General features: G+C 65.5%; 12 protein-coding genes. 3 read left to right on the top strand and 9 right to left on the bottom strand.

Annotation, left to right across the window (positions count from 1 at the left end; genetic code table 11):
• Nucleotides 1-30: 30 nt before the first annotated feature.
• From J2X67_RS05840 to J2X67_RS05815, 6 genes are all read right to left on the bottom strand, one after another.
• Complete coding sequence (locus tag J2X67_RS05840) at nt 31-6111, bottom strand: Hpt domain-containing protein (protein WP_309951326.1); 6081 nt, start codon at nt 6109-6111, stop codon at nt 31-33.
• Nucleotides 6112-6139: 28 nt separating this feature from the next.
• Nucleotides 6140-8461 (bottom strand): methyl-accepting chemotaxis protein, encoded by a 2322-nt coding sequence (locus J2X67_RS05835; RefSeq protein WP_309951324.1) that lies wholly within the window; start codon nt 8459-8461, stop codon nt 6140-6142.
• Between the two features lie 43 nt (nt 8462-8504).
• Nucleotides 8505-9038 (bottom strand): chemotaxis protein CheW, encoded by a 534-nt coding sequence (locus J2X67_RS05830; RefSeq protein WP_281148245.1) that lies wholly within the window; start codon nt 9036-9038, stop codon nt 8505-8507.
• A 19-nt stretch (nt 9039-9057) separates the two neighbouring features.
• The gene (locus J2X67_RS05825) at nt 9058-9423 is read right to left on the bottom strand and encodes a PleD family two-component system response regulator (RefSeq protein WP_281148244.1); all 366 of its coding nucleotides are present in this window, start codon (nt 9421-9423) and stop codon (nt 9058-9060) included.
• A complete protein-coding gene (locus J2X67_RS05820) occupies nt 9423-9821 on the bottom strand; it encodes a PleD family two-component system response regulator (RefSeq protein WP_126749384.1) in 399 nt (132 codons plus the stop codon). The genes J2X67_RS05825 and J2X67_RS05820 overlap by 1 nt, the downstream gene beginning before the upstream one ends.
• Nucleotides 9822-9904: 83 nt before the next feature.
• Nucleotides 9905-10075 carry a rubredoxin gene (locus tag J2X67_RS05815; RefSeq protein WP_007838397.1) on the bottom strand — a complete coding sequence of 57 codons (171 nt, stop codon included), beginning with the start codon at nt 10073-10075 and terminating at the stop codon, nt 9905-9907.
• A gap of 111 nt (nt 10076-10186) precedes the next feature.
• Between J2X67_RS05815 and J2X67_RS05810 the strand changes: the two genes are divergently transcribed.
• Nucleotides 10187-11152, top strand: a complete 966-nt coding sequence (locus tag J2X67_RS05810) for a bifunctional hydroxymethylpyrimidine kinase/phosphomethylpyrimidine kinase (RefSeq protein WP_309951321.1) — start codon at nt 10187-10189, stop codon at nt 11150-11152.
• Nucleotides 11152-12447 carry a glutamate-1-semialdehyde 2,1-aminomutase gene (gene hemL / locus J2X67_RS05805; RefSeq protein ID WP_309951319.1) on the top strand — a complete coding sequence of 432 codons (1296 nt, stop codon included), beginning with the start codon at nt 11152-11154 and terminating at the stop codon, nt 12445-12447. The genes J2X67_RS05810 and hemL overlap by 1 nt, the downstream gene beginning before the upstream one ends.
• A gap of 96 nt (nt 12448-12543) precedes the next feature.
• Here hemL and purH read toward each other — a convergent pair whose 3' ends face one another.
• Genes purH through dusB form a run of 3 tightly spaced genes read right to left on the bottom strand, consistent with a single transcriptional unit; the run spans nt 12544 to nt 15485 of the window.
• Nucleotides 12544-14151 (bottom strand): bifunctional phosphoribosylaminoimidazolecarboxamide formyltransferase/IMP cyclohydrolase, encoded by a 1608-nt coding sequence (gene purH, locus J2X67_RS05800; protein WP_309951317.1) that lies wholly within the window; start codon nt 14149-14151, stop codon nt 12544-12546.
• 16 nt (nt 14152-14167) lie between these two features.
• On the bottom strand, nt 14168-14404 hold the full coding sequence (locus J2X67_RS05795) for a Fis family transcriptional regulator (RefSeq protein WP_007838304.1): 237 nt from the start codon (nt 14402-14404) through the stop codon (nt 14168-14170).
• Nucleotides 14405-14426: 22 nt separating this feature from the next.
• The gene (gene dusB, locus J2X67_RS05790; protein ID WP_309951315.1) at nt 14427-15485 is read right to left on the bottom strand and encodes a tRNA dihydrouridine synthase DusB; all 1059 of its coding nucleotides are present in this window, start codon (nt 15483-15485) and stop codon (nt 14427-14429) included.
• Between the two features lie 181 nt (nt 15486-15666).
• Between dusB and J2X67_RS05785 the strand changes: the two genes are divergently transcribed.
• The gene (locus tag J2X67_RS05785; RefSeq protein WP_309951815.1) at nt 15667-16137 is read left to right on the top strand and encodes a YqaA family protein; all 471 of its coding nucleotides are present in this window, start codon (nt 15667-15669) and stop codon (nt 16135-16137) included.
• Nucleotides 16138-16158: the final 21 nt, after the last annotated feature.

Here is a 16158-nt window from a genome sequence, read left to right as displayed (position 1 = left end):
GCCCCTTTATGGGTCGAGCGCTGGAGAGCGTCAGGCCGCGGCGGCCAATGCCGGTTCGCTCGTGTACGCACGAACCAGGCGCAGCAGCTCGTCTTCCGAGTACGGCTTGCCCAGGTAGTGGTTCACGCCCAGCGTGCGGGCGTAGTCGCGGTGCTTCTCTGCAATGCGCGAGGTGATCATGATGATCGGCAGGCCGGCCATCGACTCGTCCGCGCGGATGTTGCGGGCCAGGTCGAAGCCGTCCATGCGCGGCATTTCGATGTCGGACAGCACCACCGCCGGCCGCTCCTGCTGGAGCCGCTCGAGCGCTTGCAGGCCGTCGGCCGCGAGCGACACGCGATAGCCTTCGCGCTGCAGCAGGCGCTGCGTCACGCGGCGCACGGTAATGGAGTCGTCCACCACCAGCACCAGCGGAACCTGCGGCACCGGCGGAGCCAGCATCGGCAACGGCTCCTGCGGCGCGCCGTGGTCGGCATCGGCCGATCCGGCCTGCGCGGAGACAGCCAGCGCGGCGGCCTGGCGCATGCGCGCCTGTTCGCCGTGCACCGCGGCCAGCGCCACCGGGTTGTAGATGAGCGCCACCGCGCCGGAAGCCAGCACCGAGATGCCGGCCAGACCCGGCAGGCGCGCGAGTTGCGGCCCGAGGTTCTTGACCACGACTTCCTGGTTGCCCAGCACTTCGTCCACGTGCAGGCCCACGCGCTGTGCCGCGCTTCGCACGATCACGACGGTGTTGTTCTTGCTGGCGGGATGGTCGCTGCGTGCCGAGGCCTGCAGCAACGCACCGGCCCAATAGAACGGCACCTGTTCGCTGCCGAACGGATGGCTGTTGTGCAGGTAGGCGGCTTCGAGCTCGGTGCTGCTCACGCGCTGAACCAGTTCCACCAGGTTGGACGGCACGCCGATCGACACCTCACCGGCGCGCAGCATCACCACGTGCGTCACCGCGGTGGTGAGCGGCAGCACCAGCTTGAAGGTGGTGCCGTGTCCGGCGGTGCTGTGCGTTTCGATACGGCCGCCGAGCGCGGCGATTTGCGCGCGCACTACGTCCATGCCGATGCCGCGGCCAGCCAGTTCGGACACCTGCCCCGCCGTGGAGAAGCCGGGCTTGAAGATCAGCTCGGTGGCTTCTTCGGGCGAGAGTTCCTGGCCCGGCTCGAGCAGGCCGAGTGTGCGGGCACGTTCGGCAATGCGCTTGTGGTCCAGGCCGGCGCCGTCGTCGCGGAAGCTCACCGAGACGTCGTTGCCCTCATGGTGCAGGTCGATCACGATCAGGCCATTGGCGTCCTTGCCGGCCTTTTCGCGCGTGGCCGGGTCTTCGATGCCGTGCGCCACGCAATTGCGCAGCAGGTGCTCGAAGGCGGGGGTCATGCGGTCGAGCACGCCGCGGTCCATTTCGATGGAGCCGCCGACGATGTCCAGGCGCACCTGCTTGCCGGTGTCTTTCGACGCCTGGCGCACCACGCGGTAGAGGCGGTCCGAAATGCCTTCGAACTCCACCATGCGCGTGCGCAGCAAGCCGCGCTGCAGTTCACGCGTCTGGCGTGCCTGCACGCTCAGGTCGTCTTCTGTTGCCTGCACCGTCTTTTGCAGCGTGCGCTGCACGGTGGCCACGTCGTTCACCGACTCGGCCATCATGCGCGTGAGTTCCTGCACGCGGGTGAAGCGGTCGAACTCGAGCGGGTCGAAGCTCTGCTGCGAGTCCTTGGCTTGCGCCAGGCGGGACTGCATCTGGCTTTCGGCCTGCACTTCGATGTCGCGCAGTTGCTGGCGCAGGCGGTCCAGGTTGCCCGTCAGGTCGGAGAGCGAACCGCGCAGCTGGCCGAGCTCGGCCTCGAGCCGCGAACGCGTGATGATGACCTCGCCGGTCTGCGCCACCAGGCGGTCGAGCAGTTGGGTGCGAATGCGAACGGCCTGGGTAGACGCCGCGCGCAGCGGTGCGAGCAGCGCCGGAGCCGGCCGCGGCAAGAGCGACGGCACGGCGGCCGTGTCTGCGGAGGTTGCGTCCTGATCGGCTGTGTCCGCGGTCTCGTCGTTGGCGGGCACGCCGGCTTCGGCAGCAACCTGCACCAGCTGAACGCCCGGCTGGGCGGCGGTTGCCGCCACCACGAGCTGGGCCACTTCGGCCTGGGTGGCATCGTCCGCCGCGCGCAGTGCGTCGAAGGTGGACTGCAGTGCGTCGAGACGCGTGAGCAGCTTTTCGATCTCGATCCTGTCGGCGCCGCCCTGGGTGCCCAGGATTTCGATCTCGGACTCCATGCGGTGCGCCCGCTCGCCGAGGCGCATGGCACCCGCCAGCCGGGCGCTGCCCTTGAGCGTGTGCAGCGTGCGCAGCACCGAGGCGCGGGGCGCGTTGTCGTCGGGATGGTGAGCCCACTGGCGCAGCGCCTGGCCGAGCTGGGGCAGCAATTCCGCGGCTTCTTCCTCGAAGATCGGGAACAGGTCGACGTCGACCGCATCGGCTACGTCGATGGCATCTTCGGAGTCGTCCAGCGCCACGTCGGCAACGCTGTCGGTCGCCACCATGTGCTGCAGCGGCCGCACGTCGGCACGGGCAGCAGCCTCGGCCGGCATGGGTGCGGCGGCAATGTCGCGCAATGCCTGCAGCGTTCCTTCGGAAGGTTCGCGCAGGAAGCCGACGGCAAACTGGTGCAGCAGGCGGCGCAGCTCGTCGGCCGCGGCAACCAGCACCACCCCCTGTTCGCGCGTACCGCTGCCCTGCATTTGCAGATGCTGCAGCGCCGCTTCGAGCAGGCGGGCCATGCCCGAAAGGCTATGGAAGCCGACCGTTGCCGAACTGCCGGCCAGCGAATGCGCAAGCGCGACGGTCGAATCCGACAGGCGCTCGTGCGATTCGAGCGCCCACTCGCCGACTTCGGTGGCCAATTGCCTCGACCATTCGTCGGCTTCGTTGAGGTAGACGTTGTAGAGCGCGATGCCGATGCGCAGCGGCCCGATGACCTTGACCTGGTCGTCGGCACCCGAGGGGGCTGCAGCTTCGGCCATTTCCTGCACTTCGGGCTCGGGCTCGGCTGCGAGTTCGGGCTGCGGCGCTTCTTCGGCAACTGCAACCGTGTCTGCAACCGCCAACGGCGGCTCGACTGGCTCTTCCGGTGCGGCGGGCGCTTCGGCCACCGTTGCGGCGGGCTCTTCCGGCTCCAGCAGGAACGCCGGTGCGGCAGCCACGGGCTCTTCTTCCACGGACACGGACACAGGCTCGACCGGGGCAAGGGCTGCGGGCTCGCTCTCCCTGGCTGGCGAGAGCTCGGGGGCCCAGTCCAGATCGGGCAGCGCCGCCGGCGTTTGCAGCAGCTCCGGCGCGGCGATCGGCGCAGGTTCTGCGGCCGGTTCGGCGGCAAATTGAGCGACCGGCGGTGCGGGCTCCACCTTTTCGGCCGCCAGGAAGTCGAAATCTCCGCTGCCGGTCAGCACTTCGAAAGACTCTTCCGGGCTCGGCTTGGTATCGAAGTCGAGGAAGTCGGTCGATGCGAAGTCGTCGTCGGTTTCGTGCCTTGCGGGCTCCTCCAGCGCCTGCACCGGCAGTTCGAAGGCGGGTGCGGGTGCGGTTATTGGCGCGGGCGCAGGCTCCGGCGGCGCGGCAGGAGCCAGCGACAGGTCGGGGAGGTCCGGAAGCTCGGGCAGCTCCGGCATTGGCAACGGGGCAGCCACAGGCGGCTCCGCGGCAATATGGCGCGCGGCAACGGCAAGGGCGTCAGCGTCGGCGCGCGGCGGCGCAGTGGGCACGGGCTCGCCGGCCAGCAGGGCGTTGGCCACGCGGCTGAAATGCGACGACTGCCAGCTGTGCGCAGCGCCGGAAGCAATGGCCTCGACCCATTCGCTGAATTCGCCGAGCGCATTGCGGGTGGCGGAAAGCAGCTCGGGCGTGGCGTCGCGCTGGTCGGCCAGCCAGGTGTTGAGCACCTGCTCGAAGGACCACGCGGCATCGCCGAAGTCGGTAAGGCCGACCATGCGCGAACTGCCCTTGAGCGTGTGGAAAGCACGCCGCAGGATGGTGAGTTCTTCGGTGTCGTCGGGGTGGCCGCCGAGTTCGTCGATGGCGGCCAGGCCGTTCTGGACCACCTCGCGAGCCTCGTCGAGGAAGATGTTCTGCAGGTCGTCTTCTTCGAGTTCGGTAACTTCGGTGTCGGGCAGCGCTGCGGGACCGGTGATCTTGTTGGTCCAGCTGTCGGCCTTGCGGCTGAATTCCTCGATGGGCGACACCTTCGCCTTGCGGTTGGGCGTGGCGAGGGCGGCCAGCTTCGAAGCGATCTGTGCATCGACTTCTTCGATGCTGAGCACGGCTTCGGCAGCCGCGGGCTTGCCGTCTGCCACTTCGGCATCTGAGCCGCCGGTGTCGGCCTGGCGGCCCATCAGCGGCTTGAGTTCGCCGGCCTCGGCATCGAACACGAACAGGCGCTTGGCAAGTGCAGGCTGGTAGCCCAGCATGTCGATCAGGAAGCCGAGTGCGCCCAGGTTGTTGCCGAGCGCATCGAAGCTATGCATTTCTTCAACGGGCGAGGCATTGCCCACGAGCATCTGCTCGACGTCGTCGCGCATGCGCTGCACGGTGTGCGCGGCCTGCTCGAGGCCCAGCACCGAGAACACGCCGCGCATTTGCAGCAGCTGGCTCGGCACGGTACGCAGCAGTGCCTTTTCTGCCGGGCGGCGGAAGTATTGGTCGAGCGATTTTTCGAGTTCGCTCAGGTGGCTGCGCAGCTCGTCGACCACGGTTCCCATGGTCTGGCGATCGCTCACGCGGCGATACAGGTCTTCCATCCAGGGCTCGAGCGGCTCCGAATGGCCGCCAGCGCGCACACGCTCGATACGGCCGGCCAGTTGCAGGGTTCGGGAGGTGAGCTGCGGATCGCTCGGGTCCAGGTCTTCGAGCGCGGCTTCCAGGTAGAGCACCGAGGTTGCGACTTCCATCGCAAGTTCGGTGTCGGGCGGCTGGCCGCTGCGCACCGACGCCTCGACCGCGTGCGTGAGCGCCTCCACCATCGGCAGACTCGGCGGATGCAGCTTATGCAGCGATTCGCCCAACTGCGCAAAGGTGTCGGACACCTGGCGGGTACGGGTGACGTCGCCGCCCGAAAGCGCCGACCACATTTCCTTGGCGGTTTCGATGCGCTTGCGTGCCTGCGTGAGCACCAGCGGATCGAAGCGGCCGAATTGCTCGACGCTGTAGTTGACGTACGGCTCGTTTGCAACGCCCCAGGCGCTGCGCACGGTGCGCAGCGTGGCGGCGTCGTCGCGGCCGGTAGGCACTGCCTGCGCGCAGAAGAACAGCAGGTCCTGGCCCAAACGGTCGGAGACGGTGCTGTCGCCGCGCGCGAGCGTGGCGTATTGCAGCAGCACGCGCGAAGCGGCGCGCTTGACGTATGAATCAGCCGGAATCAGCTCGAGCGCCAGGGCCTCGAAGAAGCCGGCAGCCAGCGTCCAAAAACTTGCCACGCGGGGCAGCAGCGCGCCGCGTCCGAGACCCAGGCACAGCGCGTGCAGCCGGCGAGCGGCTTGCGCATCGCCGGTCTTGACCAGTTGCAGCACTTCGCGGTCCAGCCGCGAACGCACCGCCGGGTCATAGGCCAATGCGGCCTGGGTGAGCGCGGGACGCACTTCGACCCAGCGCCACGCAATGCTCCACAGGTCCGCCGGGTGGACGCGCTCGTTGCCGACCAGTTCGAGCACATCGCGATATTGCGGGAAGAGCGCCACCGACGACACGGGCTTGCCGGCCAGCAGTGCGTTGAGGAAATCGACGACGGCAAAGCCGGCACGCTCGATCTTCTGGACTGCGCTGTCGGTGCAGCGTTGCGGTTCGGCAATGAAGCCCTGAACCGCGAACTCGATGGCGCCGAGCACCAGCGCCGGCGCAGTGTTGCCCACCATCTGCAGCGCACCGACGGACTGGTGCAGCTGCTGGCGAGCCATTTGCAGCGGGCCACTCTCGAGTTCAGCGCTATTGCCCACGTCGCGCACGAAGCGCCGCAGCGACTTGGCAACGCTGTCGAGGGATTTCTGGATTTCTCCCAGAACCCAGGCCAGCGGCCCAAGGTCTTCGGTGGCCGGCACGTTGCCAGCGAGGGGGGCCGTGGCAGGGGTTTGGATCGACACGTTGGATGCTCGCCGTTCTTATCTCTTGTCAGGCAATTTTGAAACGGGCCACCGAGCGACGCAGTTCTTCCGCCATCTGCGAAAGCTCGCGCACCTGCTGGGCGGTGGTACGGGTACCTTCTCCGGTCTGCTCGGTCACCGCAAAAATGTGCTGGATGTTGGCAGCCACCACGTTGGCCGAATCGGCTTCGCGGGATGCGGATTGCGAAATCTGCTCAATCAGGTCTGCAAGGCGGCGCGACACGCGGTCAATCTCCGTCAGTGCGGTACCGGCATTGTCGGACAGCTTGGCCCCTTCGACCACACCCTGCGTGGAACGCTCCATGGCGCCCACCGCGTCTTGGGTGTCGGTCTGAATGGCCTTCACCAGCGCCGAAATCTGGCGCGTGGCATCTGCGGAGCGTTCAGCCAGCCGCTGCACTTCTTCCGCCACCACCGAGAAGCCGCGACCGGCTTCACCGGCCGATGCGGCCTGAATGGCGGCGTTCAGTGCCAGCACGTTCGTCTGTTCGGTAATGTCCGAGATCAGTTCGGTGATTTCACCGATCTCCTGCGAGGATTCGCCCAGGCGCTTGATCCGCTTGGAGGTTTCCTGGATCTGGTCGCGGATGGAGTTCATACCGCCGATGGCGTTCTGCACGGCCTGCAGACCCGACGATGCGGCTTGCAGCGACTGGCGCGCCACCGTGGCGGACTCTTGCGCTTGCGAGGACACGCCGTTGATTCGCTCGGCCATGGTCAGCACCGACTGGCCGGTTTCGCGAATTTCACGCAGCTGTTCGGTGGAAGCGGCGAGCAGCTCGGTCGAGGTGCTTTCCACCTGCGACGTCGTCTGGGCCACGCGGGTTGCCGTGTTCTGCACGTTGCCCACCAGGAGGCGAAGTTCTTCCACCGTGTAGTTCACCGAGTCGGCAATGGCGCCGGTAATGTCCTCGGTCACGGTTGCTTCCTGCGTCAGGTCGCCTTCAGCCACTGTCTGCAGTTCGTTCATCAGCCGAAGAATGGCGGCCTGGTTGGCGTTGTTGATGCGGCCGGCTTCGTCGCTGGCCTGTTCGGCAGCAAGACGCTCGCGTTCAGCGATGGCGGCGCGTTCGCGGCCTTCGCGAACCTGCACGAAACCGATGGCGCCGGCAAGAGCCAGAGCGGCCAGCGACAGCACGAACAGCAGCACGATGGTTCCGGCGCCAAGGCCGGTGCGTGCGGAGAGCTTGTCCTGCAGCTCGCCGAGCGACTTGCGCAGCGGTTCGCTGTCGGTCAGGATGGACGCCTGCGCTTCGCGCGCGGCCACCAGGCCCTGCAGGTTGCCCAGAATGGCGGATGCCTGCGTGCGCATCTGCTCGTAGGTCTTCAGGATGGCTTCGAGCTGCTGGCGGGTCTGCGGGTCTTTCGAGCCGGGGAAGCGCTGCTGCGCATTGCCGTCGAGCAGGCCGCGGGTGGTTTCCTGGAAGGTGTTCAGGTCCTTGCCGAGCAGGAACACGGCGTCCGGGTTCACACCCTCGACCGTGAAGAATTCGTTGGTCGACTTGCCGATGCGCTGGGTCAGCATCACGAGCTGGCCGGCGGCCGAAATTTCAGGCAGCGTGGCGTTCTGCTGCATCTTCAGCGAAGCGACGGTTTCCGTCATTTCGAGCAGCGCGGACGATTGCTGGTTGATGTCGCGCAAGGCGGCACCCACCTGGGTCAGGATCTGGCGCTGCGACAGCACAACCTTGGCACTGGCGTCGGCACGGGCGACCAGCGGGTTGATCTTGGCCATGTCCTCGTCGTACTGGTTGCCCACGCGTTCGAGGCGCAAGGCATCGTCGCCGTTGGTCAGGCCCTGCACGCGGCGCGTGAGGTCGTCGGCGCTGTCCTTCACCTCGACGAACGCGGGTGCGCTGCCCACAAGAGCCTGGGAGATCGATTTTGCGAGACGCTGCGACTGCATCAGCGACTGGCCGGTGGCGGCCACCTGCTGGGCGAGCCGCTCAGCGCGAAGAATGGCGGAACCGGCCACCAGCAACAGCAGCAGCACGACCACGGCCAGCATGATGGCCAGGATCCGCTGCTGGCGCGCCGGCCGGGAGCCGGCCTTGTCGGCCGCGGCCTGGGCTGCGTCCAGCGCGCCCGCGCCTGCCTCGTTGGCTGCTTCGCTGGGAGGCAGCGCGCCGCCATCGGCAAAGCCGGTAGGCGTGGGCTCGTCGGCGGTGCGGCCTTGTTTTCGGGCGAGGCGGACGGTCTTCTCGTCCAGTGCCTGCACCGTATCGACATCGTCGAGCGACAAGGTGGAACCTGAGCCGTCGACGCGGGCCTTTTCGTTGCCGCTGTTCGCGGGCAGTAATTTCTTGAACTTGTCGGCGATCGAGCTCACGGTCGGTCCTTCAGGGTGGTTGTCTTTGGGCTGTGCGAAAGCACTAGGCGCCAATACTCAAAAACTCGGGTTGCTGCGAAAGCGCTTGCAGGTTGATTTCCTGCCAGCGCTCACCCGCCGCATCGGTGTACAGATGCCCCAGCCAGGCAGGTGCTTCTGCGCTTGGCGGCTCCGCGGCCGTAAAAGCCTCGGCGCCGCGCAACCCTGCCAGTCGGTCGACCAGCAATGCGCAGTTGACTTCGAGCAGCTCGTTGAGGGCAACGAGCCGCGATTGCATGCGGGCCGCCTCGGTGGCGGCCGGCCCGCTCGGAACGCCCGAGGCGAATGCCGACAGCTGCACCACGCCATAGAGGCCGCCGCGCAGGTTGGCAACGCCCAGGAACCACGGCTGCGAATAAGGCACAGGCTGCGGAGGCGTCCAGGGAAAGATTTCGCCCGCGTGGCCGAGAGGAAAGAGGAACTTGCCTTCTCCCGCCTCGACCGCGAGCCACGTGGCGGCGACGCCAGTCGTGCGTGCAGCCTGCAGGCGGCTTGCAAGCCGGGACTGGAAGGCGCGGAGAGCGTCGCGATTGGCCATGGACTCAGTCGGCTCCTGCTCAGGCGAGCGCCGTGATCTTCGACATCAGGTCGGCCTCGTTGACCGGCTTCACGATGTAGTCGCGCGCGCCCTGGCGCATGCCCCACACACGATCGGTTTCCTGGTTCTTGCTGGTGCACAGGATGATCGGGATCGAGCCGTACTTCGGATCGCGGGCAATCGCGCGCGTCAGCTGAAAGCCGTTCTGGCCGGGCATGACCACGTCCATGAGGATCAGGTCGGGCTGCTCTTCCTCGAGACGGCGCATGGCGTCGTCGGCGTTTTCAGCGGTCTTGACGGCAAAGCCGTTCTTGCGGAGCAGGTCAGACAGGAACACCAGTTCCGTCTTGGAGTCGTCGACGACGAGGATTTTTCGAATGGGCATTACTGCACTTCCTGTTGAACAATGCCAAACTGCTGCACGGCCTGCAGCAGCTGGTCTTTGGTGAAAGGCTTGGTCAGGTAGTCTTGCGATCCGACCATGCGGCCGCGGGCCTTGTCGAAGACGCCGTCTTTCGAGGAGAGCATCACGACCGGAACATTGGAGAATTGAGCATTGCGCTTGATGATGGCGCAGGTCTGGTAACCGTCCAGGCGAGGCATCAGGATGTCGCAGAAAATCAGATGCGGCTTGTGGTCATTGATTTTCGAGAGCGCGTCAAAGCCGTCTTCCGCCAGAAGAACCTCGTGACCGCCCTGCTTCAGAAATATTTCGGCACTGCGCCGGATCGTATTGCTGTCATCGATGACAAGCACCTTGTAACCTGATCCATTCGGCCCCATTGCACACGCTCCTGCTGAGATGAGACTTGGATGCCCGCCGCGCCGTACATCGACGCAAATCGCGTAGCCCTATGCCATGCTCTTCAGATTTCAACCATTTCGAAGTCTTCCTTGCGCGCACCGCACTCAGGACAGGTCCAGTTCATCGGAACATCGGCCCAGGCCGTGCCTGCTGCGATGCCGTCTTCCGGTACACCAACCGCTTCGTCATAGATCCACCCACAAATCAGGCACATCCAAGTTTTCGTATTCATCGGAGCTTAAAGTCCTTGTTCATTAAATGCAACGAGTGTATCTATGCGTATCTCACTGGCGGGCCGTAAACGTCGCGCCTATGCCACCATCCAGGGGATTTTGCCCGGCGTATGACCATTTACTTACTTCCAGCAGACAACGCCCGTAAACCGGGCGATCTTAACGACCCCTCGGCGGACGCCGAAGAGGTAGCCGAGCGCGACCTGAATCCGCCGTGCGTGCTGGTCTTCAACGCCAGCGATCCGAGCGGTGCCGGCGGCCTGGGCGCCGATGCCCTCGCAATGGCGTCGGTGGGCGCACACATGCTTCCTGTGGTTACAGGCGCCTACGCCCGCGACACGGCTGAGATATTCGACCATTTCGCCTTCGACGAAGAGGCCGTGGCCGAGCAGGCGCGCGCCATCCTGGAGGATGTGGAAGTCCAGCTCATCAAGGTCGGTTTTGTCGGCAGCCCGGACACCCTGAGCACCATTGCCGAGACCGCGTCCGACTACCCCGACGTGCCGCTGGTGGCCTATATGCCCAACCTTTCCTGGTGGGACGAGAACCTGATCGAGCCCTATCTGGACGCTTTTCGGGAGTTACTTTTGCCGCAGGCCACAGTGTTGGTTGGAAACCACAGTACGCTCTGGCGATGGCTGCTTCCCGACTGGAGCGGCGACCGTCCGCCCGGCGCACGCGACATCGCCAAGGCTGCCGGGGAGTTTGGCGTGCCCTACACACTGGTAACCGGCATGGTCCTGCCCGACCAGTTCATCGACAACGTGCTGGCCTCTCCGCAGTCAGTGCTCGCTAGCGAAAAGTACGAGCGGCTCGAAGCCGTCTTTGCCGGCGCCGGCGACACTCTTTCGGCCGCGCTGGCCGCGTTGCTCGCGAGCGGCACCGACCTGGTGGCCGCCACCACCGAAGCCCTCGCCTACATGGACCGCTGCCTCGACGCGGGTTTCAGGCCCGGCATGGGCCACGTGCTCCCCGACCGCCTGTTCTGGGCCGAACCTGAAGACGACGAAGACGACGGCGAAGACCCCGACGCACCACCAGACTTTGCCCTCCCCCCTCACGACACCAGACATTGATGCCAAACGCTGACCAAAACGACATTCTTTTCGACCGCGCACGCGCGGTCATTCCCGGCGGCGTCAATTCGCCCGTGCGCGCATTCAAGGCCGTGGGCGGCACGCCGCGCTTCATCCGCCGTGCCGAAGGCGCCTACTTCTGGGACGCCAACGACAAGCGCTACATCGACTACATCGGATCGTGGGGCCCCATGATCCTGGGCCACGGCCATCCGGCCGTCGTCGAGGCGGTACAAAAGGCCGTGCTGGAAGGCTTTTCGTACGGAGCGCCCACCGAACGCGAAATCGAGCTGGCCGAAGCCATCCTCGCGTTGGTGCCGTCAATGGAGATGGTGCGCCTTGTGAGCTCGGGCACCGAAGCCGCCATGAGCGCGCTGCGCCTGGCCCGCGGCGCCACCGGCCGCAAGCACATCATCAAGTTCGAGGGCTGCTACCACGGCCACGCCGACGCGCTGCTGGTCAAGGCCGGCTCGGGCCTCGCCACCTTCGGCCACCCCACCTCGGCCGGCGTGCCGCCCGAGGTCACGCAGCACACGCTGGTGCTCGAGTACAACAACATCGCCCAGCTCGAAGAAGCCTTTGCGCTGCACGGCAACGACATTGCCTGCCTCATGATCGAGGCGATTGCCGGCAACATGAACTTCGTGCGCGCCACGCCCGAATTTGCAAAGCGCTGCCGCGACCTATGCACGCAGCACGGCGCGCTGCTGGTGTTCGACGAAGTGATGACCGGCTTTCGCGTGGGCCTGCACGGCGCACAAGGCGTGCTGGGCATCACGCCCGACCTCACGGTGCTCGGCAAGGTCATTGGCGGAGGCATGCCGCTGGCGGCTTTCGGCGGCCCGCGCGCCATCATGGAGCAGCTTGCACCGCTAGGCCCGGTCTACCAGGCTGGGACGCTTTCGGGCAACCCCGTGGCCACGGCCTGCGGACTCGCTACGCTGAAGGAAATTGCAAAGCCCGGCTTCTATGAAGCGCTGTCGAAAAAAACCCAGTCGCTGGTCGCCGGCCTGAAAGCGGCCGCCGCAGCAGAAGGCCAGGCCTTCAACGCCGATAGCGAAGGCGGCATGTTCGGCTTCTTTCTCATGAACGAACTGCCGCAGAACTACGCCACCGTGATGACAACGGACAACGCAAAGTTCAATGCGCTGTTCCATGGCCTGCTCGACCGCGGCGTGTACATCGCGCCGGCGCTCTACGAAGCGGGCTTTGTGAGCGCTGCGCACAGCGACGACGACATTGCCGCCACCATCGAAGCGGCAAGGCAGATCTTCAAGGCGTCGCAGCCCCTTTAAGCCGAGCGTCCAGCCAAGAAAAAAGCCGGGCTGCCGCCAGCAAAACGCTGGCAGGCAGTCCGGCCTTCGCCCAGGCGGGCGATGGGCGGTTGGTGCTCAGTGGCGGAAGTGGCGCACGCCCGAAAGCACCATGACCACGCCGCGCTCGTCAGCGGCGTCGATCACTTCCTGGTCGCGCATCGAACCGCCGGGCTGGATGACGCAGCTCGCACCGGCGTCGACCACCACGTCGAGGCCGTCGCGGAACGGGAAGAACGCATCGCTTGCCACCGCGGTGTCTTTGAGCGACAGGCCCGCATGCTCGGCCTTGATGCTCGCGATGCGCGCCGAATCGAGGCGGCTCATCTGGCCGGCGCCCACGCCCATGGTCATGCCGCCGGCGCAGAACACGATGGCGTTGCTCTTCACGTACTTGGCCACCTTCCATGCGAACAGCAGGTCTTGCAGTTGCTCGGGCGTCGGCTGCTTCTTGCTGACCACCTTGAGATCGCTGGCCGCGAGCTCGTGGTTGTCCGCGGTCTGGATCAAGAGGCCCGAGCCGACCCGCTTGACGTCCATCGCGTTGCGGCCGTTGTCCCAGTCGGTCGCGCCGCCCTTGGGCAATGCGATCTCGAGCACGCGCACGTTGAGCTTGGCCTTGGTCGCCTGGAACACTTCGAGCGCCTCGGGCGTGTAGCCGGGCGCCATCAGCACTTCGACGAACTGCTTGTTGACGGCCTGCGCAGTGGCAAGGTCCACCGGGCGGTTGAAGGCGATGATGCCGCCGAAGGCCGATGTCGGATCTGTCTTGAAGGCCTTGCTGTAGGCCTCGAGCGAGTCCTTGCCCACGGCCACGCCGCAGGGGTTGGCGTGCTTGACGATCACGCAGGCCGGCGCGTCGAAGCTCTTCACGCATTCCCAGGCAGCGTCGGCATCGGCGATGTTGTTGTAGCTGAGCTCCTTGCCCTGCAGCTGCCTGGCCGATACGAGCGAGCCTGGCGCGGGGTACAGGTCGCGGTAGAACGCGGCCTGCTGGTGCGGGTTCTCGCCGTAGCGCAGGTCTTGCACTTTCACGAAGCGCCCGTTGCTTTGCGCCGGGAACAACGAGCGCGCCGGCGAAGGCTGGCCGATGCTGGCCTCGAAGTCGATGGCCGAAAGATAGTCGCTGATGGCGCCGTCGTAATCGGCAATGCGGTTGAACGCGGCCACCGAGAACGCGAACTTGGTTTTGTCGCTGAGCTTGCCGGCGGCCTGGAGTTCAGCCAGTGCCACCGGGTACTGCGAGGCGTCGGTCAGCACGCCCACGTCCTTCCAGTTCTTGGCGGCGCTGCGCACCATGGCTGGGCCGCCAATGTCGATGTTCTCGATCGCGTCTTCGAGCGTGCAGCCGGCCTTGGCCACTGTGGCTTCGAACGGATAGAGATTGACCACCAGCAGGTCGATGGTGTCGATGCCGTGTTCCTTGATGGCAGCCACGTGCGCGGGCAAGTCGCGGCGCGCCAGCAGGCCACCGTGGATCTTGGGGTGCAGCGTCTTCACGCGGCCGTCGAGCATTTCAGGAAAGCCGGTGTGGTCGGCCACTTCGGTCACGGGCAGGCCGGCATCGGCCAGCAGCTTGGCAGTGCCGCCGGTGGACAAGAGCTTGATGCCAAGGCCATGCAGTGCCTGGGCAAATTCAAGGATGCCGGTTTTGTCGGAAACGGAGATGAGTGCGGTCTGGGCCATGGAATATGCCGTGTAGTTATTTCAAAAGTTTGTGTTCAACCAGCTTCTTGCGAAGCGTGTTGCGATTCAGGCCCAACCATTGCGCAGCCTTCGACTGGTTGCCTTCGGCGCGCGTCATCACGACATCGAGCAAGGGCTTCTCGACCACGCGCACGAGCATCTCGTACATGCCGTCGGGTTCGGTGCCGCGCAAATCGCGAAAGTAGCTGTCCAGACTGGTGCGAACGCAGTCCTCGATGTGTTTCTTGCTCATGCTTTTCTTCTCTTCTTCTCTCTCAATCAGCGGCGCAGGCCGCCTCCTCTTCACCGGACAGCTCTTCGGCCGCCTGGTACACGGGCATGCGGTCCATGCGGTCCGCCAACCCGTCGAAATAATCGCCGACCGCACGCAGCTGCGCGGCGGAATCTTCGATGGTGTTCATTTGCGCGCGGAAGGCTTCGCCGTCCGCAAGCGTACGCACATACCAGCCGATGTGCTTGCGCGCCGTGCGCACGCCGCTGAATTCGCCGTAGAGCGCGTAGTGCTCCACCAGATGATCGAGCAGCAAGCGGCGAACCTCAATGACCAGCGGCGGCGCAAGATGCGTACCCGTCGCGAGAAAGTGAGAAATCTCACGAAAAATCCATGGTCGGCCTTGCGCGGCACGGCCGATCATCACCGCGTCGGCCCCGGTGGCCGCGAGCACGTCGCGCGCCTTCTCCGGCGAATTGATGTCGCCGTTGGCCACCACGGGAATGCGCACCGCAGCTTTCACAGCGGCAATGGTGTCGTACTCGGCGTTGCCCTTGTAGCCCTGCTCGCGCGTACGGCCATGCACGGTGAGCATCTGCACGCCGGCCGACTCGAAGTCGCGCGCCAGCCTTACCGCGTTGCGGTGCTCTTCGCTCCAGCCGGTGCGCATCTTGAGCGTGACCGGCACGTTGAAGGGGTGGGCTGCGTCCACCACGGCCTGCACGATCTCGCGCGCCAGCGGCTCGTCGCGCATCAGCGCCGAACCCGCCCACTTGTTGCAGACCTTCTTGGCCGGGCAGCCCATGTTGATGTCGATGATCTGCGCGCCACGCTCGATGTTGTAGACCGTGGCCTCGGCCATCATGGCCGCATCGGTGCCGGCGATCTGCACCGCGATGGGGCCGGGCTCGCCGTCATGATTGGCGCGGCGCGATGTCTTGAGCGTGTTCCAGAGGTCTTTGCGCGAGGTCACCATCTCGCTTACCGCATAGCCCGCGCCAAGCTGGCGGCACAGCATGCGAAAAGGCCGGTCCGTCACGCCGGCCATCGGCGCGGCGAACAGGCGGTTTTCCAGCGTGTGAGTGCCGATCTGCAAGGTCATGGAGGAGATAGCGTCGCGAGTCCGGCTGCTGAAAAATGAGGCACGATTGTAGCCACGCGCGATTTCGGGGAATGAAACGATTTGCGCTTTGGGTAGGGGAATGAAACCCGCGCTCCTCGGCGCTTTCTCCGACCTGTTCAAGCAACCGGGCTACCTATACTGCGTCGACTCATTTCACCTTATGCAAGCCTGGCTCGACGCTCTTCTGGCGCTACTTGCGCTTCCGCAATACGGCCTCTCCACGCTGTTCATAGCGGCCTTTGTATCGGCCACGCTGTTGCCCGTGGGTTCGGAGCCGATTCTTTTCGGCCTGCTCAAGCTCAATCCCGAAATGTTCTGGCCTGCCATTCTGGTGGCCACCGTGGGCAACACGCTGGGCGGTGCCGTCGACTGGTGGATAGGCTACGGCGCACACAAGGTGGCAGACAAATACTCGCACTCGAAACATCATGTGCGCGTATTGAGCTGGCTCGAGCGGCTTGGCCCGAAGGCATGCCTCTTGAGCTGGCTCCCGATTGTTGGCGACCCGCTCTGCGCCGTGGCGGGTTGGCTCAAGCTGCCGTTCTGGCCATGCCTTGGCTACATGGTCATCGGCAAATTCCTGCGCTACGTGTGCATGACCGTGGCGCTGCTTCACATCTTTCCGGGGTAGCCCCGGCGCGCGCCCGGCGCA

The organism is Variovorax sp. 3319, from assembly GCF_031456585.1.
GTDB classification, from domain to species: Bacteria; Pseudomonadota; Gammaproteobacteria; order Burkholderiales; family Burkholderiaceae_C; genus Variovorax; species Variovorax paradoxus_P.
Note: the sequence above shows the minus strand (reverse complement) of the source record. Positions and strands in the feature narration are given on the sequence as shown.

Excerpts from the sequence above, each read along its gene's own strand:
- J2X67_RS05830 (WP_281148245.1), bottom strand. The coding sequence starts at position 9,038 with ATGGCCAATCGCGACGCTCTCCGCGCCTTCCAGTCCCGGCTTGCAAGC.
- J2X67_RS05825 (WP_281148244.1), bottom strand. The coding sequence starts at position 9,423 with ATGCCCATTCGAAAAATCCTCGTCGTCGACGACTCCAAGACGGAACTG.
- J2X67_RS05820 (WP_126749384.1), bottom strand. The coding sequence starts at position 9,821 with ATGGGGCCGAATGGATCAGGTTACAAGGTGCTTGTCATCGATGACAGC.
- J2X67_RS05815 (WP_007838397.1), bottom strand. The coding sequence starts at position 10,075 with ATGAATACGAAAACTTGGATGTGCCTGATTTGTGGGTGGATCTATGAC.
- J2X67_RS05810 (WP_309951321.1), top strand. The coding sequence starts at position 10,187 with ATGACCATTTACTTACTTCCAGCAGACAACGCCCGTAAACCGGGCGAT.
- hemL (WP_309951319.1), top strand. The coding sequence starts at position 11,152 with ATGCCAAACGCTGACCAAAACGACATTCTTTTCGACCGCGCACGCGCG.
- purH (WP_309951317.1), bottom strand. The coding sequence starts at position 14,151 with ATGGCCCAGACCGCACTCATCTCCGTTTCCGACAAAACCGGCATCCTT.
- J2X67_RS05795 (WP_007838304.1), bottom strand. The coding sequence starts at position 14,404 with ATGAGCAAGAAACACATCGAGGACTGCGTTCGCACCAGTCTGGACAGC.
- dusB (WP_309951315.1), bottom strand. The coding sequence starts at position 15,485 with ATGACCTTGCAGATCGGCACTCACACGCTGGAAAACCGCCTGTTCGCC.
- J2X67_RS05785 (WP_309951815.1), top strand. The coding sequence starts at position 15,667 with ATGCAAGCCTGGCTCGACGCTCTTCTGGCGCTACTTGCGCTTCCGCAA.